General features: G+C 71.5%; 17 protein-coding genes. 3 read left to right on the top strand and 14 right to left on the bottom strand.

All coding sequences use genetic code 11. From position 1 onward, the window contains the following. Window positions 1-177: 177 nt before the first annotated feature. Together ACFVYR_RS33945 and hemC are read right to left on the bottom strand one after the other, a co-directional pair. Window positions 178-744, bottom strand: coding sequence for a type 1 glutamine amidotransferase domain-containing protein (locus ACFVYR_RS33945; protein WP_384259700.1), 567 nt, complete (start codon window positions 742-744; stop codon window positions 178-180). Between the two features lie 554 nt (window positions 745-1298). Then, window positions 1299-2234 carry a hydroxymethylbilane synthase gene (gene hemC / locus ACFVYR_RS33940; RefSeq protein WP_384259703.1) on the bottom strand — a complete coding sequence of 312 codons (936 nt, stop codon included), beginning with the start codon at window positions 2232-2234 and terminating at the stop codon, window positions 1299-1301. Window positions 2235-2476: 242 nt separating this feature from the next. Between hemC and ACFVYR_RS33935 the strand changes: the two genes are divergently transcribed. Then, window positions 2477-2953, top strand: coding sequence for a GNAT family N-acetyltransferase (locus ACFVYR_RS33935; protein ID WP_384259705.1), 477 nt, complete (start codon window positions 2477-2479; stop codon window positions 2951-2953). Window positions 2954-3013: 60 nt separating this feature from the next. On the opposite strand, the gene ACFVYR_RS33930 is transcribed toward ACFVYR_RS33935, so the two are convergent. The 8 genes from ACFVYR_RS33930 to ACFVYR_RS33895 all read right to left on the bottom strand — a co-directional run bounded on the left by ACFVYR_RS33930 (window position 3014) and on the right by ACFVYR_RS33895 (window position 11871). Further along, window positions 3014-4591: an MFS transporter gene (locus ACFVYR_RS33930; RefSeq protein WP_384259707.1), complete on the bottom strand. Its 1578-nt coding sequence runs from the start codon at window positions 4589-4591 to the stop codon at window positions 3014-3016. 92 nt (window positions 4592-4683) lie between these two features. Then, the gene (locus tag ACFVYR_RS33925; RefSeq protein WP_384259709.1) at window positions 4684-6225 is read right to left on the bottom strand and encodes an MFS transporter; all 1542 of its coding nucleotides are present in this window, start codon (window positions 6223-6225) and stop codon (window positions 4684-4686) included. Between the two features lie 135 nt (window positions 6226-6360). Further along, a complete protein-coding gene (locus tag ACFVYR_RS33920) occupies window positions 6361-6954 on the bottom strand; it encodes a sigma-70 family RNA polymerase sigma factor (RefSeq protein ID WP_384259711.1) in 594 nt (197 codons plus the stop codon). Window positions 6955-7070: 116 nt separating this feature from the next. Further along, window positions 7071-7811, bottom strand: coding sequence for a hypothetical protein (locus tag ACFVYR_RS33915; RefSeq protein WP_384259713.1), 741 nt, complete (start codon window positions 7809-7811; stop codon window positions 7071-7073). A gap of 252 nt (window positions 7812-8063) precedes the next feature. Then, a complete protein-coding gene (locus ACFVYR_RS33910) occupies window positions 8064-9347 on the bottom strand; it encodes a cation:proton antiporter (protein ID WP_384259716.1) in 1284 nt (427 codons plus the stop codon). 4 nt (window positions 9348-9351) lie between these two features. Further along, entirely contained in the window at window positions 9352-9837 is a 486-nt protein-coding gene (locus ACFVYR_RS33905) for a cation:proton antiporter regulatory subunit (RefSeq protein WP_384259718.1), read from the bottom strand. A 162-nt stretch (window positions 9838-9999) separates the two neighbouring features. Continuing rightward, entirely contained in the window at window positions 10000-10215 is a 216-nt protein-coding gene (locus tag ACFVYR_RS33900; protein WP_384259720.1) for a hypothetical protein, read from the bottom strand. Window positions 10216-10323: 108 nt separating this feature from the next. Then, entirely contained in the window at window positions 10324-11871 is a 1548-nt protein-coding gene (locus tag ACFVYR_RS33895) for an ATP-dependent DNA ligase (RefSeq protein ID WP_384259723.1), read from the bottom strand. Window positions 11872-12525: 654 nt separating this feature from the next. Between ACFVYR_RS33895 and ACFVYR_RS33890 the strand changes: the two genes are divergently transcribed. Further along, window positions 12526-12939: an SsgA family sporulation/cell division regulator gene (locus ACFVYR_RS33890; RefSeq protein ID WP_384259725.1), complete on the top strand. Its 414-nt coding sequence runs from the start codon at window positions 12526-12528 to the stop codon at window positions 12937-12939. A 70-nt stretch (window positions 12940-13009) separates the two neighbouring features. Here the strand turns inward: ACFVYR_RS33890 and ACFVYR_RS33885 are convergent, their stop codons facing one another. Beyond that, a complete protein-coding gene (locus tag ACFVYR_RS33885) occupies window positions 13010-14209 on the bottom strand; it encodes a D-alanyl-D-alanine carboxypeptidase family protein (RefSeq protein ID WP_384259727.1) in 1200 nt (399 codons plus the stop codon). A 251-nt stretch (window positions 14210-14460) separates the two neighbouring features. Here ACFVYR_RS33885 and ACFVYR_RS33880 point away from each other — a divergent pair, with 251 nt between their 5' ends. Continuing rightward, window positions 14461-17034: an ABC transporter substrate-binding protein gene (locus ACFVYR_RS33880; RefSeq protein ID WP_384259729.1), complete on the top strand. Its 2574-nt coding sequence runs from the start codon at window positions 14461-14463 to the stop codon at window positions 17032-17034. A gap of 94 nt (window positions 17035-17128) precedes the next feature. Here ACFVYR_RS33880 and ACFVYR_RS33875 read toward each other — a convergent pair whose 3' ends face one another. From ACFVYR_RS33875 to ACFVYR_RS33865, 3 genes are all read right to left on the bottom strand, one after another. Next, window positions 17129-17950 carry a hypothetical protein gene (locus tag ACFVYR_RS33875; protein ID WP_384259732.1) on the bottom strand — a complete coding sequence of 274 codons (822 nt, stop codon included), beginning with the start codon at window positions 17948-17950 and terminating at the stop codon, window positions 17129-17131. A 262-nt stretch (window positions 17951-18212) separates the two neighbouring features. After that, window positions 18213-19352 carry a hypothetical protein gene (locus ACFVYR_RS33870; protein WP_384259734.1) on the bottom strand — a complete coding sequence of 380 codons (1140 nt, stop codon included), beginning with the start codon at window positions 19350-19352 and terminating at the stop codon, window positions 18213-18215. Between the two features lie 221 nt (window positions 19353-19573). Further along, window positions 19574-19858, bottom strand: coding sequence for a hypothetical protein (locus ACFVYR_RS33865; protein WP_384259736.1), 285 nt, complete (start codon window positions 19856-19858; stop codon window positions 19574-19576). Between the last annotated feature and the right edge of the window lie 191 nt (window positions 19859-20049).

Below are 20049 nucleotides of genomic sequence, written 5' to 3'. Positions count from 1 at the left end.
AGGATCAGACGAAGGCCGCCCCCACGTCCGGCAAACCCCCTGGTGAGCGACCCAGTTCGAGACACCGTTCGAGCCCGGAAGAAAAAGAACAAGCTCAGGTCTGAGCCGGACGACTTGGGTGGCCGGGAGACGTCTCCCGGCCACCCAAGATCCTCGCGCCCCGTACGGGCGTTGCCGTCAGCTCGCCGCGCCGAGCATGCCGTCGATCTCGCGGAGGAAGTCCTCCAGGTCGTCGGGGGTGCGGGAGGTGATGAGGTCCCAGTCGTTGGCTCCGCAGTGCATGACGGACTTGTCGACCCAGGTGCCCTTGGCGTTGCGGATGTCGGTGGCTACCGAGGCGTACGACGTGAGGGTCTTGCCCTCCAGGACGTCGGCCTCCACCAGCAGCCACGGACCGTGGCAGATCGCCGCCACCTTGCGGCCGGACTCCGCGAAGGAGCGGACCGTCGAGACGGCGGTCTCCTCGAGCCGCAGCGTGTCGGCGTTGACCGTGCCGCCGGGTACCAGGAGCAGGTCGTACGAGGACGCGTCCGCGTCGACGAGCTTGAGGTCCGGCTGTACTGTCTTGCCGGGGTCCTTGTCGCCGACGAGCGTGCGGATCTCCTCCGCCGACACGGCGGCCACGTCGACATGCGCGCCACGCTCACGCAGGTGCTGCACCGGCACGACGAGCTCGTCCTGTTCGACTCCGTAGTTGGTGACGATCGTCAGAACGCGGCGGCCGTTCAGTGTGTTCTCAGCCATGACGCTGCCTTTCCTCTGCTGCAGTGCTGCTTCGAAAGCGCTGTTTCGAAGTCGATCGGACGCTCCGGTACCCCTTCTCCAGCATGAGCACACGCCGGAATGCCGCCAGACGAGCCCGGCGACCGGAGTAACCGCTGTCAGGGCGGGTGCCCCGGCCTCCCCGGTGCGATTCGGGACCAAAGGCCTGATCTGGGGGCGAGAACCGTACCGGCCACGGCGAGTCCCGTGGCGCGACGGCGAAGAGGTCTGCTCATGGACGCGGGCGTCTTGGGCATTGCGGGCTTCTCCTCGGCAGGGCAGGCAGTGGGCGGGGCCGTCGGCCCGTCCCTCAAGAGGAGAGAGTCCGCTTCATCGGTTGGCGCTGTCGATGATCTGTGACATAAGTGCGGGTCCCGTCTCGTCAACTGGCGGGCGGGTGAGGGGTGTTGGCGAAGGTGAGGCTGCGGCAGGTCGTGGTCGTGACAGCTTGCCGAGGGACCGGGCGCCCTGTCCCCCCAGACGTACGTACGTATGTACGCGTGTATGTACGCGCCGTCCGCGTCGCCCCTTCCGGTTCAGTGCGCGATGCCGTCGATCAGCTCCCGCGCACCCTGACGCAGCAGTGCGACGGCCACGGATGTGCCGAGCGTCGCGGGGTCGAGCGGGCCCGCCCACTCGTGCGCGTTGAGCACCGTCTTGCCGTCGGGCGTGAACACGCAGGCGCGCAGTGACAGGTCGCCGCCGCGTTCCGACCGCGCGTACCCGGCGATCGGCGAGTTGCAGTGGCCCTGCAGGACGTGCAGGAACATGCGCTCGGCGGTCGCCTCCCGCCAGGCGTTCTTGTCGCCCAGATCCGTCACGGCGTCGATGGTCGCGGTGTCGTCCTCGCGGCACTGCAGGGCGAGGATGCCCGCTCCGATCGGCGGGCACATCGTCTCCACCGACAGGATCTCGCTGGCCAGCTCGGGGCGGCCGATACGGTCGAGGCCCGACTGGGCGAGCAGCAGCGCGTCGGCGTCGCCCGCGGCCAGCTTCTCCAGCCGGCGGCCCGCGTTGCCACGCATCGGAACGCACTCCAGCTCCGGGTGCGACGCCGCGAGTTGCGCCACCCGGCGGACCGACGACGTGCCGATGCGGGTGCCTGCGGGCAGCTCGTCCAGGGTGAGCCCGCCCGGGTGGATGAGCGCGTCGCGGATGTCGTCCCGCTTGAGGAACGCGGCGAACGTGGTGCCCGCCGGAAGCGGCCGGTCCGCGGGTACGTCCTTGACGCAGTGCACCGCGAGGTCCGCCTCGCCCGCCAGGAGCGTGGCGTCGACCTCCTTGGTGAAGGCTCCCTTGCCGCCGAGTACCGCCAGGTCACCCATCCAGCGGTCCCCGGAGGTCGTCACCGGTACGACCTCGGTGCGGATGCCGGGATGCAGCGCGGCGAGTTCGGTGCGGACGCGCTCCACCTGGGCGAGGGCCATGGGGGAGGAGCGGGAGACGATGCGGATCAGCTCAGGAACGGACATGCGGTCCACGATAAGGGCTCCGAGGCGGTGGTTCGGACAGGCGTCCAGCTGATCAAACGACCGTAGGGGTGGGCGAGTTGGCCCCCGGAGGGGCGGCCGGGGTGACCCTCACCCACCCATCACCGCCTGCCCACCACCACCCGCCCCCCGCCACTCTCCACATGCGTACGCCCCCACCCCCTCATAACGTAAGACCCACGCGCCCGCGGCCCGCCGCCGCGCCGCCCCCCTCTGGAGGCCCCATGCCCAGCCCCACCGCGCCGGAGCGTTCGGAGTCGATCGTCCTCGAACCGATGACGGCCACCCATCTGGCCGACGTCCTCGGTCTGGGCCGGCGGGTCTACGACACGTCCGTGAAGCCGTACACGTCCTGGTCGCTCTCCGCGGTCGCCCGGCACATGGACAACGAGGCGTCCGCCTGCTGGGTCGCGCTGGACGGCGGCCGGCACCTCGCCGGGTTCGTGCTCGGCTCCATGGGCTTCGACCAGCGCGCCGACTGGGGGAACCTGGAGTGGATCGCGAGCGCCCCGGAGTACCAGGGGCGGGGCGTCGCGAGCCGCCTCGTGAAGGCGTGCTGCGCGACGCTCGCGGAGGCGGGGGCGAGCGCCGTAGTGACCGACGTCGAGTCGAGGAACACCGCTTCGGCCACGCTGATGAGGCGCAACGGCTTCGAGGCGAGTGTGTCGGTGACCTTGTTCGTACGAGAGACGCCCCGGTAGGCGGAAGCGCCCGCATCGCCTGCCCCTCTGCGGAGCCCGCTTCGCCCGCCGCGTCCGGCGTCACCCTCCGCAGCGCCCGCCGGGTTCCAGCGGCGGCGCCTCGACGCCCAGGCAGGTCTTGCACCGCGGCTCGTTGCCGTGTTCGCCGTGCCAGGCCGGTGCGGTGGTGCGGACGAACATCGCCGCCGCGACCGCCGCCAGCATGAACAGCGCCGCGCAGGCCACGGCCGCCTTGCCGAAGGCGGTGTTCAGCGCGTCCGGATCCGCGTACGCCGTGCCGGACAGGCCCACCGCGAGCGGCAGTGCGGCCACGACGAGCAGCTGTGCGATGCGTGCCGCCGTGTTGTTGACGCCGCTGGCGAGCCCCGCGCGGTTCGCGTCCACCGAGGCGAGCACGGTCGCCGTGAGCGGCGCCACGAACAGGCTCATGCCGAGGCCGAGGACGACCACCGCGGGCAGCACCTCGGTGACGTATGCCGCCCCGGGCCTGATCCGCAGCATGAGCAGCACGCCCGCGGCCGCCACCGAAGGACCCGCGACGAGCGGGGGCCGTGGGCCCAGGCGCCGCGCCAGATCCCCGGCGGGCGCGGAAAGGAGCAGCATCAGGACGGTGATCGGCAGCGTCGCCGTGCCCGCCTGCAACGCGTCGTAGCCGAGAGTCGTCTGCAACTGCACCGGCAGCATGAACAGGATTCCGCCGATCGCCGAGTACAGGCACAACGTCATGACGTTGGCCGCGGTGAAAAGGCGCGAGCGGAACAGTCCGAGGGGCAGCATCGGGTTCCGTCCGCGGCGCTCGACCATGACGAAGGCGACGCCCGCCGCGAGGCCCAGAACGCCCGGCAGGACCGTGCCGACCGTCGATGTGTCACCGGACGCGCCGATCAGCGAGAAGCTGATTCCTGCGAGGAACAATGCGGCGAGGCACGCGCCGGGCACGTCGAACGGCTGCTCGGCCACCGTTTCGTCGCGGCTCTCGGGTACGTGCCGCACCGCGAACAGGACCAGCGCGGCCAGCGGCACGTTGATCAGGAAGATCCACCGCCAGCCGGGCCCGTCGATCAGCCAGCCGCCGAGGAAGGGGCCGACGGCCCCCGCCACACCACCGAGCCCCGACCACGCGCCCACCGCGCGGGCCTGGTCCTCGGGGCGGTACGAGGCGCGGACGAGCGCCAGCGAACCGGGCGTGAGCAGCGCGCCCCCGATGCCCTGGAGCGCGCGGGCCGCGATCAGTGTCCCGGCGTCCTGTGCCAGCCCGCACAGCGCGGACGCCGCCGCGAACCAGACCACGCCGACGACGAGGGTGCGGCGGCGCCCGATGCGGTCGCCGAGCGCGCCGCCGAGCAGGAGGAGCGCCGAGAGCGTGAGCATGTAGGCGTTGACGACCCACTGCAAGGCCGAGATCGACGTGCCGAGGTCACGGCCGAGCGTCGGCAGGGCGACATTGACGACGGTTCCGTCGAGCAGCGCCATGCCCGAGGCGAGCACCGCGCACAGCAGGACCCAGCGCCCGCGGGCCGAGGCAAGCGCGACACCGCCGCCGGCAGTGGAAGCCGGGTCTGCGCCGGGAGCCGGGCCGCCTGCGCCTGGAGCAGAGCCACCCGCACCGGAGGCCGAGCCCGCACTCGCAGCAGCCATCGTCACACCGCCCCGCGTGAAGCCATCGTCACACCGCCCCGCGTGAAGCCATCGTCACACCGCCCTCTACGTGGACCGCCTTGTGGACCGCCCTACATATGAACCGCACCGCTGTCCGTCCCCGTGGCAGCCGGCGCCCCTCTGCGATACAGGACGACGGTAACGACGAGGCCGATCGCGAAGAAGAGAGCCGACCACCAGTACGCGGTCGAGTACGACTGCATCGCCGCCTGGGCCCGCGCCTGTGGCGTCGGCTTCCGGCCGGCCAGGTAGTTGGACGCGGCCGTGGTGGCGAGCGTGTTGAGCAGGGCTGTGCCGATCGAACCGCCCACCTGCTGGCTGGTGTTGACCATCGCGGAGGCCACGCCCGCGTCGTGGGCCGCGACACCGGCCGTCGCCATGCTCATCGCGGGGGCGAAGACGAAGCCGAGGCCGAGTCCGGCGACGAGCAGCGGCGGCAGCACGTGCACCGCGTAGCCGCTCGTCACGTCGAGAGCGGTGAGCCAGGCCATGCCGGCGGCCGCGAGCCCCATGCCCAGCGGCACGATCGGCTTCGCCCCCATCCGCGGCACCAGGCTGTTGGTGGTCACCACCGAGGCCACCACCATCACCGCGACCATCGGCAGGAACGCGAGACCGGTCTTGACCGGCGTGTACTCCAGGATCTGCTGGAGGTAGTACGTCAGGAACAGGAACACCCCGAACATGCCCGCGCCGGAGATGAACATCGCGAGGAACGACGCCCCGCGGTCCCTGTCGAGGACGACCCGCAGGGGCAGCAGCGGATGCGCGGCGCGCGTCTGCCACCATCCGAACGCGGCGACCAGTACGGCGCCGACCACCAGGAAGCCCCAGGTCAGGACGGAGCTCCAGGCGTGTGTCTCGGCGTTGGAGAAGCCGTACACGATGCAGAACAGTCCGGCCGACACCAGGAGGGTGCCGGGTACGTCCAGCTTCGGCCGGTCCGGCGGGGCGCCCGCGTGCAGCAGGCGGGCGCCGCCGACCATGGCGAGCGCGGCGAACGCGAGGTTCACGTACAGGCACCAGCGCCAGTTCAGATACTCGGTGAGCACGCCGCCGAGCAGCAGGCCCACGGCGCCGCCCGCACCCGCGATCGCGCCGTAGATGCCGAAGGCTTTGGCGCGCTCCCGGGGGTCGGTGAACGTGGTCGTGAGCAGGGACAGGGCGGCCGGTGCGAGCAGCGCGCCGAACAGGCCCTGCAGCGCGCGGGCCGCCACAAGCATCGAGAAGCTGGTCGCCGCGCCGCCGATCGCGGACGCCACCGCGAATCCGGCGAGCCCGGCCAGGAAGACGATCTTGCGCCCCACCAGGTCGGCGATCCGGCCCCCGACCAGCAGCAGGGAACCGAAGGCGAGGGCGTAGGCGGTGACGATCCACTGGCGGTTGCCGTCGGAGAACCCGAGATCCTGCTGGGCCGATGGCAGCGCGATGTTCACGATCGTCGCGTCAAGCACCACCATGAGCTGGGCGATGCCGACCACCGCGAGAATGAGCCAGCGGTGCTCGTGACGGCCGCCGCCCCGGTAGGGCGCGGCGCCCGCGGGCGCGCTCCCGGGCGGCGCGGGATCCCGCGTGGGCGAGGGCTCCGGAACAGGCACGGCTTCACGGTCCATGGTGTCCTCCCAACACCCCCGCCCCACGCTAAACGCCCTGATCGGGTGACGCGACCGGGGTCGTCGCGGCCCGGCCGGGACCTCCCGCGAGAGAAGGCCCCGACGCGGCACCGGACCGCTGGACGGCGGGGTCCGCTACACGGCCCGGTCCGCGGCGAGCAGCAGCTCGCCCACCCGTTCCCGGGCGCGCGCGACGCGCGAGCGCACGGTGCCGATGGGGCAGCCGACGGCGTCCGCCGCGTCCGCGTACGGCAGACCGGCGAGCTGGGTCAGCACGAACGCCTCACGGCGCGGAGCGTCGAGCGACTCCAGGAGGTCGAGCAGCGCCACGCCCTCCTCGAAGCCCGGGAGCCCGCGCGGCTGGGCCCGCTCGGCGGCGGCCTGCCAGTCGCCGGTGTCGGCGATGCGCGGCCGGGCGGCCGCCGAACGGAAGCGGTCCGCGACGGTCCGGCGCGCGATGGCGAGCAGCCAGGTGCGCGCGGAGGACCGGGCGGCGTAGCCGTGCAGCGAGGTCATGGCCCGCAGATACGTCTCCTGGGTCAGGTCGTCGGCGCTGTGCGGGTCGCCACTGAGATGGGCCACGAAGCGCCAGACGTCGCGCCGGGTGGCCCGCACGAACTGCTCGAACGCCTGGGCGTCGCCGTCGCGGGCCGCCAGCGCCCACTGGGTGATCGATTCGTCGCGGGCCAGGTCCCCGCCGGGCCGTGACCGCACAAGGGCAGGAGTCATCGCAAAAGGTCCTTCGGTGAACGGAGTTCGGGAAGCGGCGCGCGCACGGCGGGAGTGATGGCCCGGCCTGCGCGGACGCCGAAGATCCGCCCGGCACCTCGGGGCGCGGGCGGTTTTCAGGAACTGACCGGAAGGACCGGCGGACCTCTGCGGGAGACGACGTACTGGAGAAGGACCCCGCGCAGCCGCGGCACGGGCACGAGCGCGCCGACAGGGAGCGTCGACGGGGGGAGGGCGGCGACCAGGACCGCGAGAACGAGGCGCAGCGGCACGAAGAGGGCCGCGGCCAGGGCGCGTCCGCTGCGGAAGACGGCGGCCTCGCCGCGCCACAGCCACAGGGCGCAGACCAGTGCGGCGACGACGTGGGCGAGGAACATGCCGGAGCCGCTGTGTCCGAAGACGGACATGATCCAGTGCGAGACGCCCTGGTCCGGCATGGCGGCGGAGTGGGAGGAGGGGGAGAAGGGGGCGACAGTGGACGGGCCGGTGCCGGGGGGCGGCGCCGAGACCGGCATCGGATGGTTCATGTGGTTCATGCCGTCGCCGGCGTGGTGCGGCAGCGCGGGTGCGCGGGACGCGCCGCCGCCGCTCGGTCCCGCGCCCAACCGCTGCGCGAGGCCGAACAGTTCATGCAGGCACAGCTGGGCCGCGACGGTGGCGCCCGTGACGGTCGGCGCCCCGCGCTCGCGCCCGGTGAGCCACCAGGCGGCGGCGACCGTGGCGCCGAACGCGTACGCCACCGCCCACCAGGGCAGCGCGGCACTGGACATCAGGGCGTGACCCAGGGCCGTCGTCACCACGCAGACGGCCGCGAACATCGCGGCTCGTGCGAGGCGGAACGCGGGCCCGTAGGTCATGGGCAGCATCGTGCCAGGCGGCGCTGGAGTGCGGCTCGTCGCGCCCGTGAGATGTCTGGAGTGTTCCGGATTGCCGTCATATGTGCCCGCTTGGTGGCCACTTAGGGCGCTACGCATACGTGAGAGCGGTGCGGGCGGTGGACCGGACGGCACGAGGGGAGTGCTGTCCACGTGCCGTCCGAAGGCGCCAGCTCCGGAAGCGTCGCCTGTACGTCCGCGTGCCTGGACGCCTGGACACCTTGGGGGATGACGCTAGGAGCGGTCGGCCGCGTCCTGCCCGTCCAGCGCTTCGACCGCTTCCCGCGGCCCGGGCACCGCGGGCCCCGCATCGGCCCGGGTCCCGGTTCCGGCCCCGGCCCCGGCACCTTCGCGCCGCCGCCCCAGGACGCCACCCGCGTACGCCGCGACGGGCTGCGCGTAACGCGCGGTCAGCGGACCGACGATCACCAGGATGAGGACGTACGCCGTCGCGAGGGGGCCGAGCGACGGCTCGATGCCCGAGCCGACCGCGAGCCCCGCGATGACGATGGAGAACTCGCCGCGGGCCACCAGCGCGCCGCCCGCCCGCCAGCGGCCCTTGACCGAGACGCCCGCGCGCCGGGCCGCCCAGTAGCCGGTCGCGATCTTCGTCAGCGCGGTGACGACGGCGAGCGCGAGTGCGGGCAGCAGCACCGGCGGGATGCTCGCCGGGTCGGTGTGCAGCCCGAAGAAGACGAAGAAGACGGCGGCGAAGAGATCCCGCAGGGGCGCGAGCAGCGAGTGCGCGCCCTCGGCGACCTCACCGGACAGCGCGATGCCGACCAGGAACGCGCCCACGGCCGCGGACACCTGGAGCTGCTGCGCGATCCCCGCGACGAGGATCGTCAGGCCGAGCACCACGAGCAGCAGCTTCTCGGGGTCGTCACTGGAGACGAACCGCGAGATGAGCCGGCCGTAGCGCACCGCGACGAAGAGGACGAGCCCGGCGGCGCCGAGCGCGATGGCGAGCGTGAGGCTGCCCGCGGCAAGCCCGACACCGGCCAGCAGGGCGGTGATGATGGGCAGGTAGACGGCCATCGCCAGGTCTTCGAGGACCAGGACGCTGAGGATGACCGGCGTCTCGCGGTTGCCGAGCCGGCCGAGATCACCGAGGACCTTGGCGATGACGCCGGACGACGAGATCCAGGTGACACCGGCGAGGACGACGGCGGCGACCGGGCCCCAGCCCATGAGCAGCGCGGCGATGGCGCCGGGCAGGGCGTTGAGCGTGCAGTCGACCAGGCCGGCCGGGTACTGCGTCTTGAGGTTGCTGACGAGGTCGTTGGCGGTGTACTCGAGCCCCAGCATCAGGAGCAGCAGGATGACGCCGATCTCGGCGCCGATGGCGACGAACTCCTCGCTCGCCCCGAGCGGCAGGAGCCCGCCCTCGCCGAACGCCAGCCCGGCCAGCAGGTACAGGGGGATCGGCGAGAACCGGAAGCGGCCCGCGAACCGGCCGAGCAGCCCGAGGGCGAGAATGATCGCGCCGAACTCGATCAGGAAGACAGCGGAATGCACGCGATCACTCCCGCCCGAGTATCGTCGCGGCCGTCTCCACGCCTTCGCGCGTCCCGATCACGATGAGGGTGTCGCCGCCGGCCAGCCGGAAGTCGGGAGTCGGCGACGGGATGGCGTCGGCCCGCCGGAGCACGGCCACGATCGAGACGCCGGTCTCGGTGCGCATCCGGGTCTCGCCGAGGAGCCGTCCGTTCCAGTGCGAGGTGGCCGACAGCAGGACGCGCTCGGCCACGAGGCCCAGGTCGGTGGTGTGCAGCAGGGTGGGGCTGTGGTGCGACGGCATCAGCGCGTCGATCAGCGCGTCGGCCTCGCCCGAGCTGAGCCGCGTCGACAGGGCGCACTCGTCCGGGTCGTCGGACCGGTAGGCGCTCAGGGTGCGTGCCCCGTCCCGGTGTGCGATCACCGAGAGGCGTTGCTGTTCTCGGGTCGTCAGGTCGTACCGGATGCCGATGCCTGGAAGCGGCGTACGGCTGAGTCGTGATGCGGGCACAGCTTCTCCCCTTGCGCGATTGAGTGATCTCCCCCGGTTGTCACCCTATAGGGGCCAAGGATTGGCAAAATCCCACCCATGTCGCGCGGCCCCACCAGGTGTGACGGTCTCGGGTGATGGGGCGAGGCCGCGGCCCGGTGGAGCCAAGGAGAGCGAGCGCCGTCAGTTGGTGATCGTGACGCAGGGCAGGCCGACGCTCGATCCCCCGCGGAAGCCCTCCGCGCAGAGCCGGGTGCCCGCAGGGAAGTGCCGCTGGGGGTAGGCCTGATCCCGGTAGGTCCTGAACTTGGCGACGTCCTCGACCTTGGTGTTGGCGCTCCAGCCGTTGGTGGTCCAGACGCGTGCGCTGATGCGGTTGGGCTGGTTGGTGTTGATCACCGACACCTCCCGCCTGCGCCCCGGCGCCCGGCACGCGCGGGCCGACGGAACGCCGCCGAGGCGACGTCCGCGCGGCCCCCGCGGACCAACGCGACGCAAGATCATGAGTTACGCGGTGGCAGGGCCGCCCGTCCGCAGGACCGTCTCGACCGTGTCCGCCTCTTCCGGGGACTTGTCCTCGCGGTAGCGCACCACCCGTGCGAATCGGAGCGTGACGCCGGCCGGGTAGCGGGTCGACTTCTGCAGGCCGTCGTAGGCGATCTCGACGACGAGTTCGGGGCGCACGGTCACGACGTAACCGCTGCTGTCGACCGCCAGCTCCTGCAGCCGCTCGGTCTGCCAGGCGAGCATCGCGTCCGTCATGCCCTTGAAGGTCTTGCCCAGCATGGCGAACGTGCCGTCGGGCCGCCGTGCCCCCAGATGCAGGTTGGACAGCTTGCCGGTGCGGCGGCCGTGGCCCCACTCGGCGGCGAGGACCACCAGGTCCAGGGTGTGGACGGGCTTGACCTTCAGCCAGGAGGCGCCGCGGCGGCCGGCCTTGTAGGGGGCGTCGAGCGCCTTCAGCACGACCCCCTCGTGGCCCCGCCCCAGCGTCGCCTCGAAGAACTCCTGGGCCTCACCGCGCTGCCGCTCGTCGCCCGGGTCGGCCACGAGCGTGCGCCGCACCCGCATCGGCTCGGGCACCAGGGCCGCCAGCGCCGCGTGGCGCTCGGTGAACGGCAGGTCGAGCAGGTCGCGGCCCGCCACGGACAGGACGTCGAAGAAGACGGGGGACAGCGGCAGTCCGGCCGCCGCCGCGGACACGTCGACCCGCGAACCGACACGCCCCGCGATCTCCTGGAAGGGCCGCGGCCGCCCCTCCCCGTCCAGCGCGATGACCTCGCCGTCCAGGATGAAGTGGGACCCGTCGAGACCGAGCGCCGCTTCGGTCAGCTCGGGCAGCCGGTCGGTGATGTCGTCCAGGGTGCGGGTGTAGACGCGTACGTCGTCCTCGCTGCGGTGGACCTGCACACGGATGCCGTCGAGCTTCTCCTCGACCGCGCACGCCCCCAGCTTGTCGATGCCGTCGGCGACGGACCCGGCGCTGTGCGCGAGCATCGGCAGGACGGGACGGCCCACGGTCAGCCGGAACTCGTCCAGCGCCTGCGCGCCGCGCGCCAGCAGCGCCTGGGCGACGGGGCTCACGGAACCGGCGAGCATCACGGAACGCCGCACGGCGTCCGCGGGCGTCTCCGTGGCGAGCGCGAGCCCTTCGACGGCGAGCGCGTCCAGCGCGCCCTGGCGCACCTCGCCGGTGAGCAGCCCGATCAGGAACCGCTGCTCGTCGGCTGTCGCGGCGCCCATCAACTCCCCGACCAGGCGCTTGCGTTCGGTCTGCGAACCGGCACCGGACACCGTGCCGATCGCGGTCAGCGCCGCGTCCACGCCGCGCACCGTCAGCGTCGGCTCGTCGGCGGGCGGCCCCGCGTCCCGCAGCGTGCTCCAGCCGATGCCGAGCCGCCCCTGGGGCAGCCGGCCCGCCAGGTAGGGGATGACGACCGGTACGTCGTCCGGCTCGGCGGCCCGGAACAACTCGGCGAGCAGCGCGATCTTCTTGGACCGCGCCGAGGTGGCGGCCACTTCCTTGGAGACGTGAGCGAGCCGGGCAAGCAGCATGAGCCCATCCTGCACCGGGCCCGTGCGCGGCGCATGACCGGACCTCCCGGTGGGCCTTGGCCCCGGCGGAGTGCGGACCCAACCGCGCTGTGCGGAGGCCGTCTTCGGCGCCGGTAGGCACTGCGGGCCGGAGGGCGGTTCAGGTGTGACTGCGGAGGTCCGGGGTCCGGCCTAGGCCATTCGGCCGAGGCGGTCGGCGGCGGCGGTCCGCTCCCGTGTGCGCGGGAGGCGCTCCGAGGGCCGTGGACGGTGCGGCGTCCGCGGCCCTCGCGCGGACCGCCGCACCGCGGTGACGGGCGGTTTGCCGCCGACGGCGGGGACGAATCGGGCGGTGGTGGGCGCTTCGGCGACGAGGCGTCGGCGCCGAGCTGGGGGTGTACACGACAAGACGAGGGTGATGTTGCGAGAAGACACGCGTGTACTCGTCTGTGGCGGGCACCCGGGCGGCGTGACGGTCGATTCCATCGCTTCGCCGGGCGGCTCGTCGGCCGAACCGGTGGGCATGGCGGAAACGAATGCAAGGTGAGTGATGCAGATCACATGGATATCTCGGCGCATGGGCGTAATGACGCCCCTTTGTCCGGGGTCCTAAGAGCACAGGAGCCCCCGCAACCGGAACGTCGAGAAAAGAAACACCAGAAGTGGAGCCCGACCATGGCCGTCGCCCTCGAAGAGCCCGCCCGCGCCCGTCTCGTCACCCCCGAGGGCCGTGAGCGCGCCCTTCCCGTGGTCCTGCGCTACTCGGCGGAAGACCCCCTGGCCGTCCAGATGACCTTCCCCTCCGAGGCGTCCCTCGACGGCGTCGAGGTCACCTGGATCTTCGCCCGCCAGCTCCTGGAGGACGGGCTCAGCGCCCCGGCGGGCAGCGGCGACGTGCACATCTGGCCGTGCGGGCGGGCCCAGACGGTCCTGGAGTTCCACGCGCACCAGGGACTCGCCCTGGTGCAGTTCGACAAGATCACGCTGCGCCGCTTCCTCGTGCGGTCGTACGCCGTGGTGCCCGCGGGCGGCGAGGAGGAGAGCCTGGACCTCGACACGGGACTCTCGCGCCTGCTCGGCAATGTGTGAGCGGTACTCCGGTATCGCGGGTTCCTGGCGTTCCGGGACCTACGGCGTTCCGTACAGATGACACAGGCTCTCAATCGGCGACGTCTCCCGAGTTCTTGCGACGGGCCACCGTAGCCGCCCGGCGCCGGGCCGCCACCACACAGCCCGCGAGCAGGGCGACCGCCCCGGCGGCGACCAGCAGGATCGCGGACCAGTCGGAGTTCCCCGAGTCCGTGCTCAGGGCGACCTTCCCGACCGCGTGGGCGGGCGCGGGCGTCGTCGGGGGCTTCGAAGGCGGCAGCAGCGAACCCACCGGCTGCACCTTGCCGGCCGCCGAGAACCCCCAGTCCAGCAGCGACCTCGCCTCCTCGTACACGGCTCGCCCGCCGCCCGCCTGGGGGTTCATCACCGTCACGACGAGGGTGCGTCCGTCGTGCTGGGCGGCGCTGATCAAGGTGGAGCCCGCGTGGCTCGTGTAGCCGTTCTTGACGCCGAGCAGGCCCGGATAGGGCGCCACGCCGTCGGCGCCGGTCAGCAGCCGGTTGGTGTTCTGGATGGGGTACGACCAGCCGCCCGCGGGGAACTGCGCGACACGGGTCGAGCAGTAGCGGGTGAACTGCGGATCGGTGAGCCCGGCCCTGCCGAAGACCGCCAGATCGTACGCCGACGAGACCTGCCCCGGGGCGTCGTAGCCGTCCGGCGACACCACGTTGGTGTCCCGCGCGCCGAGCTCCCGGGCCTTGACGCGCATGTCGTGCACGGTCTTGTCCAGGCCTCCGTTGAGCCCCGCGAGGACGTGCACCGCGTCGTTCCCCGAGCTGAGGAAGACGCCACGCCACAGGTCCGAGACGCGATAGGTGCGCCCCGCAGCCACGCCGACCGTGCTGCTGCCCTCGCCGATGCCGTCGAGCTCGTGCTCGGAGACGACGTGCCGCATGCCGGCGTCCAGCCGGGGGAGCGTCGCCAGAGCGAACAGGGACTTCAGTGTCGAGGCGGGCGGCAGCCTGCGGTGCGCGTCCCGTGCGGCGAGCACCTCGCCCGTACGGGCGTCCGCCACCACCCAGGCGAGCGCGCTTACGTCAGCGGGCAGCCCGGGGGCCCCGGGGCCCGGCCTGACCTGGACGCCGGGCCGGTCCAGGAGGACGGAGGAGTAGGCGGGCACGGGGCGCGGCGGTGCCGGTTCGGCCGGTACGTCGGTGGCCGCGGCCGGTGAGGACAGGAGGACCAGAGCCCCGAGCGCTAGGGCCACGGTACGTACGGAGGAGGGGCGCGGAAGGTGCCTGATGACCATTCAGTCACCGTATGAGCGCCGCTCGAACTCCGCAGATCGGCTTGGTCCGGCTGAGGTAGCGACGTGGTCCCAGCGGCCTGGACGGCAGCGCCTCCGCACCGACCACCGGTTCACCCGAAGGGACCGGCTGGGCGGGCGCCCCGCAGCCGGTCGTAGCGAGAGTGAAGGAGCCGGAAGCCGTATCCGGCGGCATCGCCGAGAAGCGAGAACCGGTCGGTCCCCCGCTGCGCCGGATGAAAGGGGAGAGCATTGTGGCCGATGACGAGCTGCTCGCCCCTGTCCACACCCGGGAGGCGGTGAGCGCCGCCGAGCAGGGACGCCGGGACGAGGCCCGGGGGCTGCTGCGCGAGGCGCTGCTGGCCGACCGCGCGTACGAACCGGCGTGGCTCTGGCTGGCCTGGCTGGTCACCGACGAAAGCCACCGGAAGTACTGCCTGGAGCAGGCGGTGGCGGTGAACCCGGAGAGCGAGGCGCACGCCCGTCTGCACCGGCTGCGCAAGGTGACGTCCGCTCCGCCGCCCGAGGTCGAGGACTTCGCCGACCCGCCGCTCCCTCCTGAGCCGACCCCGGAAAGGGCGGCCTGGCGCCGCCGCGCCGTGCGCGCGGCTCTCGCGGTCACGGCTGCCGCGGTGGTCGCGGCGCTCGTCGTGCTGTCGCTCCGGCTGACGCGGGACGAGCCCGCGCCGGTGCACGTGGCCGTGGTGGCCGGGCTGAGCGGTCCGGGGGCCGAGCGCGGTCAGGCGGTGCTGCGAGGGACGCGGTTCCACCTCGACCGGATCAACAGCCACGGCGGGGTCGCGGGCCACCCCGTCCGGCTGCTCGTGCACGATGACAAGGACGACCCGGAGACGGCCCGCCGGGACGCCAGGAAGATCGTCGAGGACGGCCGGGCGGCACTGGTCGTCGGTCATACCGTCAGCGGCACGGCGATTGCCGCTGGGCCGGTCTACGCGGACGCCGGTATCGCGGCCATCACCCCGACGGCGACGGCGGACGCCGTCACCCGCGACAACCCCTGGTTCTTCCGGGCCTCCTTCACCAATGGCTACCAGGGCGCCTTCATCGCCGGGTACCTGAACAGCGTCGAGAAGGCGCGGACCGCGTCCGTGATCCACACCGACACCGACTACGGGCGCACCCTGGCCGACGGCTTCCGCAAGGCGTTCGGCGGGCTCGGCAGGGTGCGGCACACCGAGAGCATCGGCCGCGTCACCGATCCCGGGCTCGGCGGGCGTATCGACAAGGCCGTGGCCGCCGTGGCGGGAGACGGTTCCGCCGGGCCGGTCGTGCTCGCCATGCACGAGGACGCCGCCGAGCGGACCCTGGTGGCCCTGCGGGACGCGGGGGTGCGCGGCACCGTCGTCGGCGGCGATGCGCTGAGCAACGACGCCTTCGTCGCCCGGCTGCGGCAGAAACCCCAGGAGAAGAAGACGGGGGCATTGACCCGCAAGTTGTACGTCACCTCTCCCGTGATGGCCGACAGCCTCACCGGCGAGGCCTTGAACTGGGCCCATTCCTTCCGCGACGTCAACGGCTCCATGCCCTCCTGGCCCGCCATGGCGGCGCAGACGGCCGTCGACGTGGCCGTCGAGGCCCTGAAACGCTCCGGAGTCTCGGCGGGCCGGCCCGCTGCTCGGGACCGGCAGGCCGTGCGCCGGAGCCTTGAGTCCATGAACAGCCCCGAGAAGGGCGTGAAGTGCCTGCACGGGCTGATGTACTTCGACGCCGCGCGTTCCCTGCCGCAGCCGGTGACCATGGGCGTCGTGCGGAGGGGCAAGGTGGTGTCCGCGGCCATCCAGCTGATGCCCTCCGACACGGCGAAGGGCCTCGACGCGGCGACGGAGGTCGCGGCCGATCGTTCGGTGCGCGTCGCGGACCAGGTGCTCGTCCGCCAGCAGATCGTGTCCACGGGCTTCAACTTCAACGAGGTCAGCGCGCTGGACACCGAGGCGGAGACCTTCGAGGCGGACTTCTTCCTGTGGTTCCGCTACCGCGGCAGCGACGACGCGACCGCGGTCGACTTCCTCAACGCCGCGGACTCCGACGTCTCCCTGGGCTCCCCGGTCCGCTCCTCGGAGTACGAGGGCATCAAGTACCGCCTGTACCGGGTCACCGGCACCTTCAAGGCGTCGCTCGACTTCCACCAGTTCCCCTTCGATCAGCAGCACTTGACCATCGCCCTGCAGAACCACAAGTACTCCGCGTCCCACGTCGTCTACATCGGGGACCGCAAGCTGCTGGAGCAGGACCAGGCCGAGGCGCTGCGCAGCGGCAGCGACGTCAACTCCTCCATCGACCGGCTGTCCGGATGGAAGTCGACCCGCCTGGATCTGTACAAGGCCACCGTGGGAAGCACCGCCGCACTTGGTGACCCGGCCGTGACCGAGGAGACGCCCGGCATCTACTACGGCCAGTACGTGGCGGAGGTGACCATCGAACGCGATATCGGCTCCTTCCTGCTCAAGAACATGTTGCCCCTGGTGCTGCTGGCCCTGGTCACCTACGCGTCGCTGTTCCTGGCCCGGGAGAAGCGCTACATCGGCAGCCAGATCTCCATGGGCGTCACGGCCATCCTGAGCACCGCCGTCCTGCTGACCACCGTCACCGGGTCCCTGCCGGACGTGGAGTACACCGTCGCCATCGAGTGGGGGTACTACGCCTTCATCTTCCTGGCCGGCACCTGTGTGCTGGCCGCCCTGATCAGCGGCCGGCTCGCCGCGAAGAACGACCTCGTCGGCTGGCGCAACCTCAACATCGCCTTCCGGATCTACTACCCCCTCTTCTGCTTCGCTGTCGTCCTCGCCTACGCGGTGGCCTACGCGTGAAGAGCGGCCGGGTGGCGCCCCCGTCCGCTTCGCGCGTTCGGGGGCGCCTTCGTTGTGCCTGGTCACGCGGTCACGCGGTCACGCGGTCACGCGGTCACGTGCGCACCGGGCGCCTGCCGTTGTCCGGCCTGTCCGCGTCACCTGAGAGCGGCGGCAGCTTCTCGATGAGGTCGAGCAGGGGCTCGTACTCACCGTAGGGCGAGAAGCCGTCGTCGCACCGGTGGTTCCTGGACGCGGTGAGGAAGTCCTGCGCCTGGGTGCCGGCCAGTCCGACGATGCTCCGCGTCTTCGCGACCGGGACGTCGGTGCACACCTTGCCGACGACGGTGTCGACGATGGCCACCGCGGGATTCTCCTTGGTACCGAGAACCGGCTCCGGGGTGGACGGGTTGGCCGGGGCAGACGGGTCGGAGGGGGTGGGCGGGGCAGACGAGTCAGGCGGGACGGGCTCGTCGGCAGTGGTGCCGCGGTGCGCGTCAGGAGTGACGCTGGCGCTTTCGCGGGTGGGGCGCAGCCACTCCTTGGGCGGGCGTTCGGAGTTGGCGGGCTCGGCCTTCAGCCCCAGCAGCTCGCCGTGCTTGCGGGCCAGCTCGTGGATGGGGTTGTCGGTGTCCTTGGCCGCCTTGTCGAAGCACTCGGCGACGACGTGCCGGGGGGCGTCAACCGGGATGTGGCCGAGGCGGACCAGCGCCAGGCCGCGCACGCCCCGGTCCACGGCGGTGGCCTTGGACAGGCCGATGCACTCCGCCGTCTCCTGCGAGATCAGCATCAGTGCCGGGCCTTCGGCGTGCGGGGACGCCGCGGTGGGTGCGGCCGCGGCGGAAGTGGCGGCGGTCGCGGTGGCGGTGACGGGAGTGGCCGCCAGCAGGCCGGCGGTGGCCAGGCCGACAGCGGTCAGTACAGCGGATGCTCGCATGGCATCTCCTCTGGGTTTGCTGGTTTCTCACGGACCGATTTGTCCGTGATATGAGCATTTCTTGCGGTCGGGTCGATCGCAACCTCAGCGCGGCTGAATGAGCGTGGACTTGAGGGAATCGCGCTGCAACTCCCGTTACGCGCAGCGCAGTTGTGGCCGGGTTGGGTACCCAGGGCGCTCGACCGCGGCAAGCCGCAAGCGGCTTGACGATTACGGGAGTTGGACGGGGCCGACCCTTTCCGGGCCTGCCCCGCCTTGCCGGTCACCGGTGCAGGGGCACCTGCCAGGTCTCCACGGGCTGCTGGCCCGGGATGAGGCTCTGCTGTGCTTCGGTCGCCCGGCCGGGCCTCAGGGCCCGGTCCGAATCCGAGGATCTGCCGGTGTTGTTGCCGGCACCGGTCTGGCCCTGCTGGGTGTTGTTTCCGGTCTTGTTGCCGGACTGCCCCTGCTTGTTGGTGTGTTCTCCCTGTTCACCGTTCAGGTTGCCCTTTTGCTGGGCGAGCTCCGGGCAGCTCTGCGAGTTGAACGCCTGGGCGATCAGCCTGCTCGAGTTCGCCGTGGAGGGCGTGTGCATGGAGAAGTTCTCCAGCTTGTTCCCGTTCTGCTTGTTCGTCATGTCGCCGGTGACGGTCGCCATGGCGAAGGATGCCCCGAAGTGGAGCGTCCGGCCGGGGCGGACCTCGAACTTGTGCGTCATGGTTTCGCTCGCGGTCTTCGTCCAGGACTTGGAGAACGTCGCGCGGAAGGCGGCGGTGAAACTGGCGCGCGCTCCGACGAGGACGGTGTCCGTGGCGCCGACGTGCGCGGTGTTCTGGCCGGTGGCTGTCGCGCTGTACTGCGAGCTGGCCTTGCTCGTGCTGGACGAATTGGCCTTGGAGCTGTGCGGCGACCAGGTCTGGTGCGTACTTTCGGTCGCGTTCTGCTTGGTCGCCGAACCGGTCACCTGGGCGGTGTCGTCCATGGTGACCGAGGCGGTGTTGTTGATGGTCCCCTCGAACATGGCACTGCCGGAGATCTCGCCGCCGATGTTGTCGGTGGAGGACGAGGTCAGGGACGCCTCCTTGGTGACGATGATCGGGTCGTCCGTGCAGTTCTCCACGGCATTGCCCACCGACACCACGGCGGTGTTGTACTCCTTCTTCTCCTTCAGTTCGAAGACGCACGGCGACGGCTTGCCCTGTGGCGTCCGGCATTCCTGGAGGACCTTTCGGTAGTCCTTGATCGGCTTGCGCTTGCTGTCGTAGGCGCGGGCCTCGGGCAGTGACGGCAGTTCCACGGTGTCGCTGCTGATGGGGCCTGCGTGTGCCGGCGGGGCCAGCATGGTGAGGCTCAGGCAGGTGAGTGCTGCGAGGACGAGGCCGCGGCGGGCGGAGCGGGCCGCGGGTGGGTTCGATGTGGACACAGGGATCTCCAGTGGTAGTACGGGGGGAGGGGGCGGACCACCCGGGCGACCGGCACGAATCCCGTCACCGGAGATTCCCGTCGCCGTGGTCCTTGACCAACAGCACCTTAAACACGGTCTGTTGTGCTCTGCACCCGTAGGTGGCGATTATCCGCATTTTTAGTGCATTGGCGTGAGTTACGGTGGGGCCGGGCCGCAACGACCCGGCCCCACACGTCACTTCAGCCGCACGTATCCCAGCACCCGCCGTAGCTGTCCCAGTGCTCGTTCGGGTCCGACGGAACCGTCTTCTCCGCGATGACGCACATGTCCTCACCGCGATCGAAGTACCAGAGAGCTTCGTCCTCGGACACGCCACGCCTGGGGCTCTGCGGATCACACGGCGCCATGGCGATCACGTTTCGATGGACGGGGGCCGGCCGGGCGTGCGGCGCCGCGACGGCCTCACCTGTGAGGGCCGCCGAGGCGAGTGCCACGGAGGCCATGACTGCGAAGAAGGCACGCATTCGCGTTGGTCCTTTCGGAAGTTGGGCGGGGCAGGGCGAACAGGCGACGAGTGACCGTCTCTGTAGGCGGCCCCGCAAGGGAAGGAACGTTTCCGCAGCGAGCGTCACCCGCGGCCTGATGAGCCGCCAACTCTGCTTGCCGTTCGGGTAATTCGACGGTCCCGCAGTTCGCTTGCGGATGCGGCATCGTG

This window comes from Streptomyces sp. NPDC058284 (assembly GCF_042881135.1).
Taxonomy (GTDB): domain Bacteria; phylum Actinomycetota; class Actinomycetes; order Streptomycetales; family Streptomycetaceae; genus Streptomyces.
This window is presented reverse-complemented; position numbering and strand designations above follow the sequence as displayed.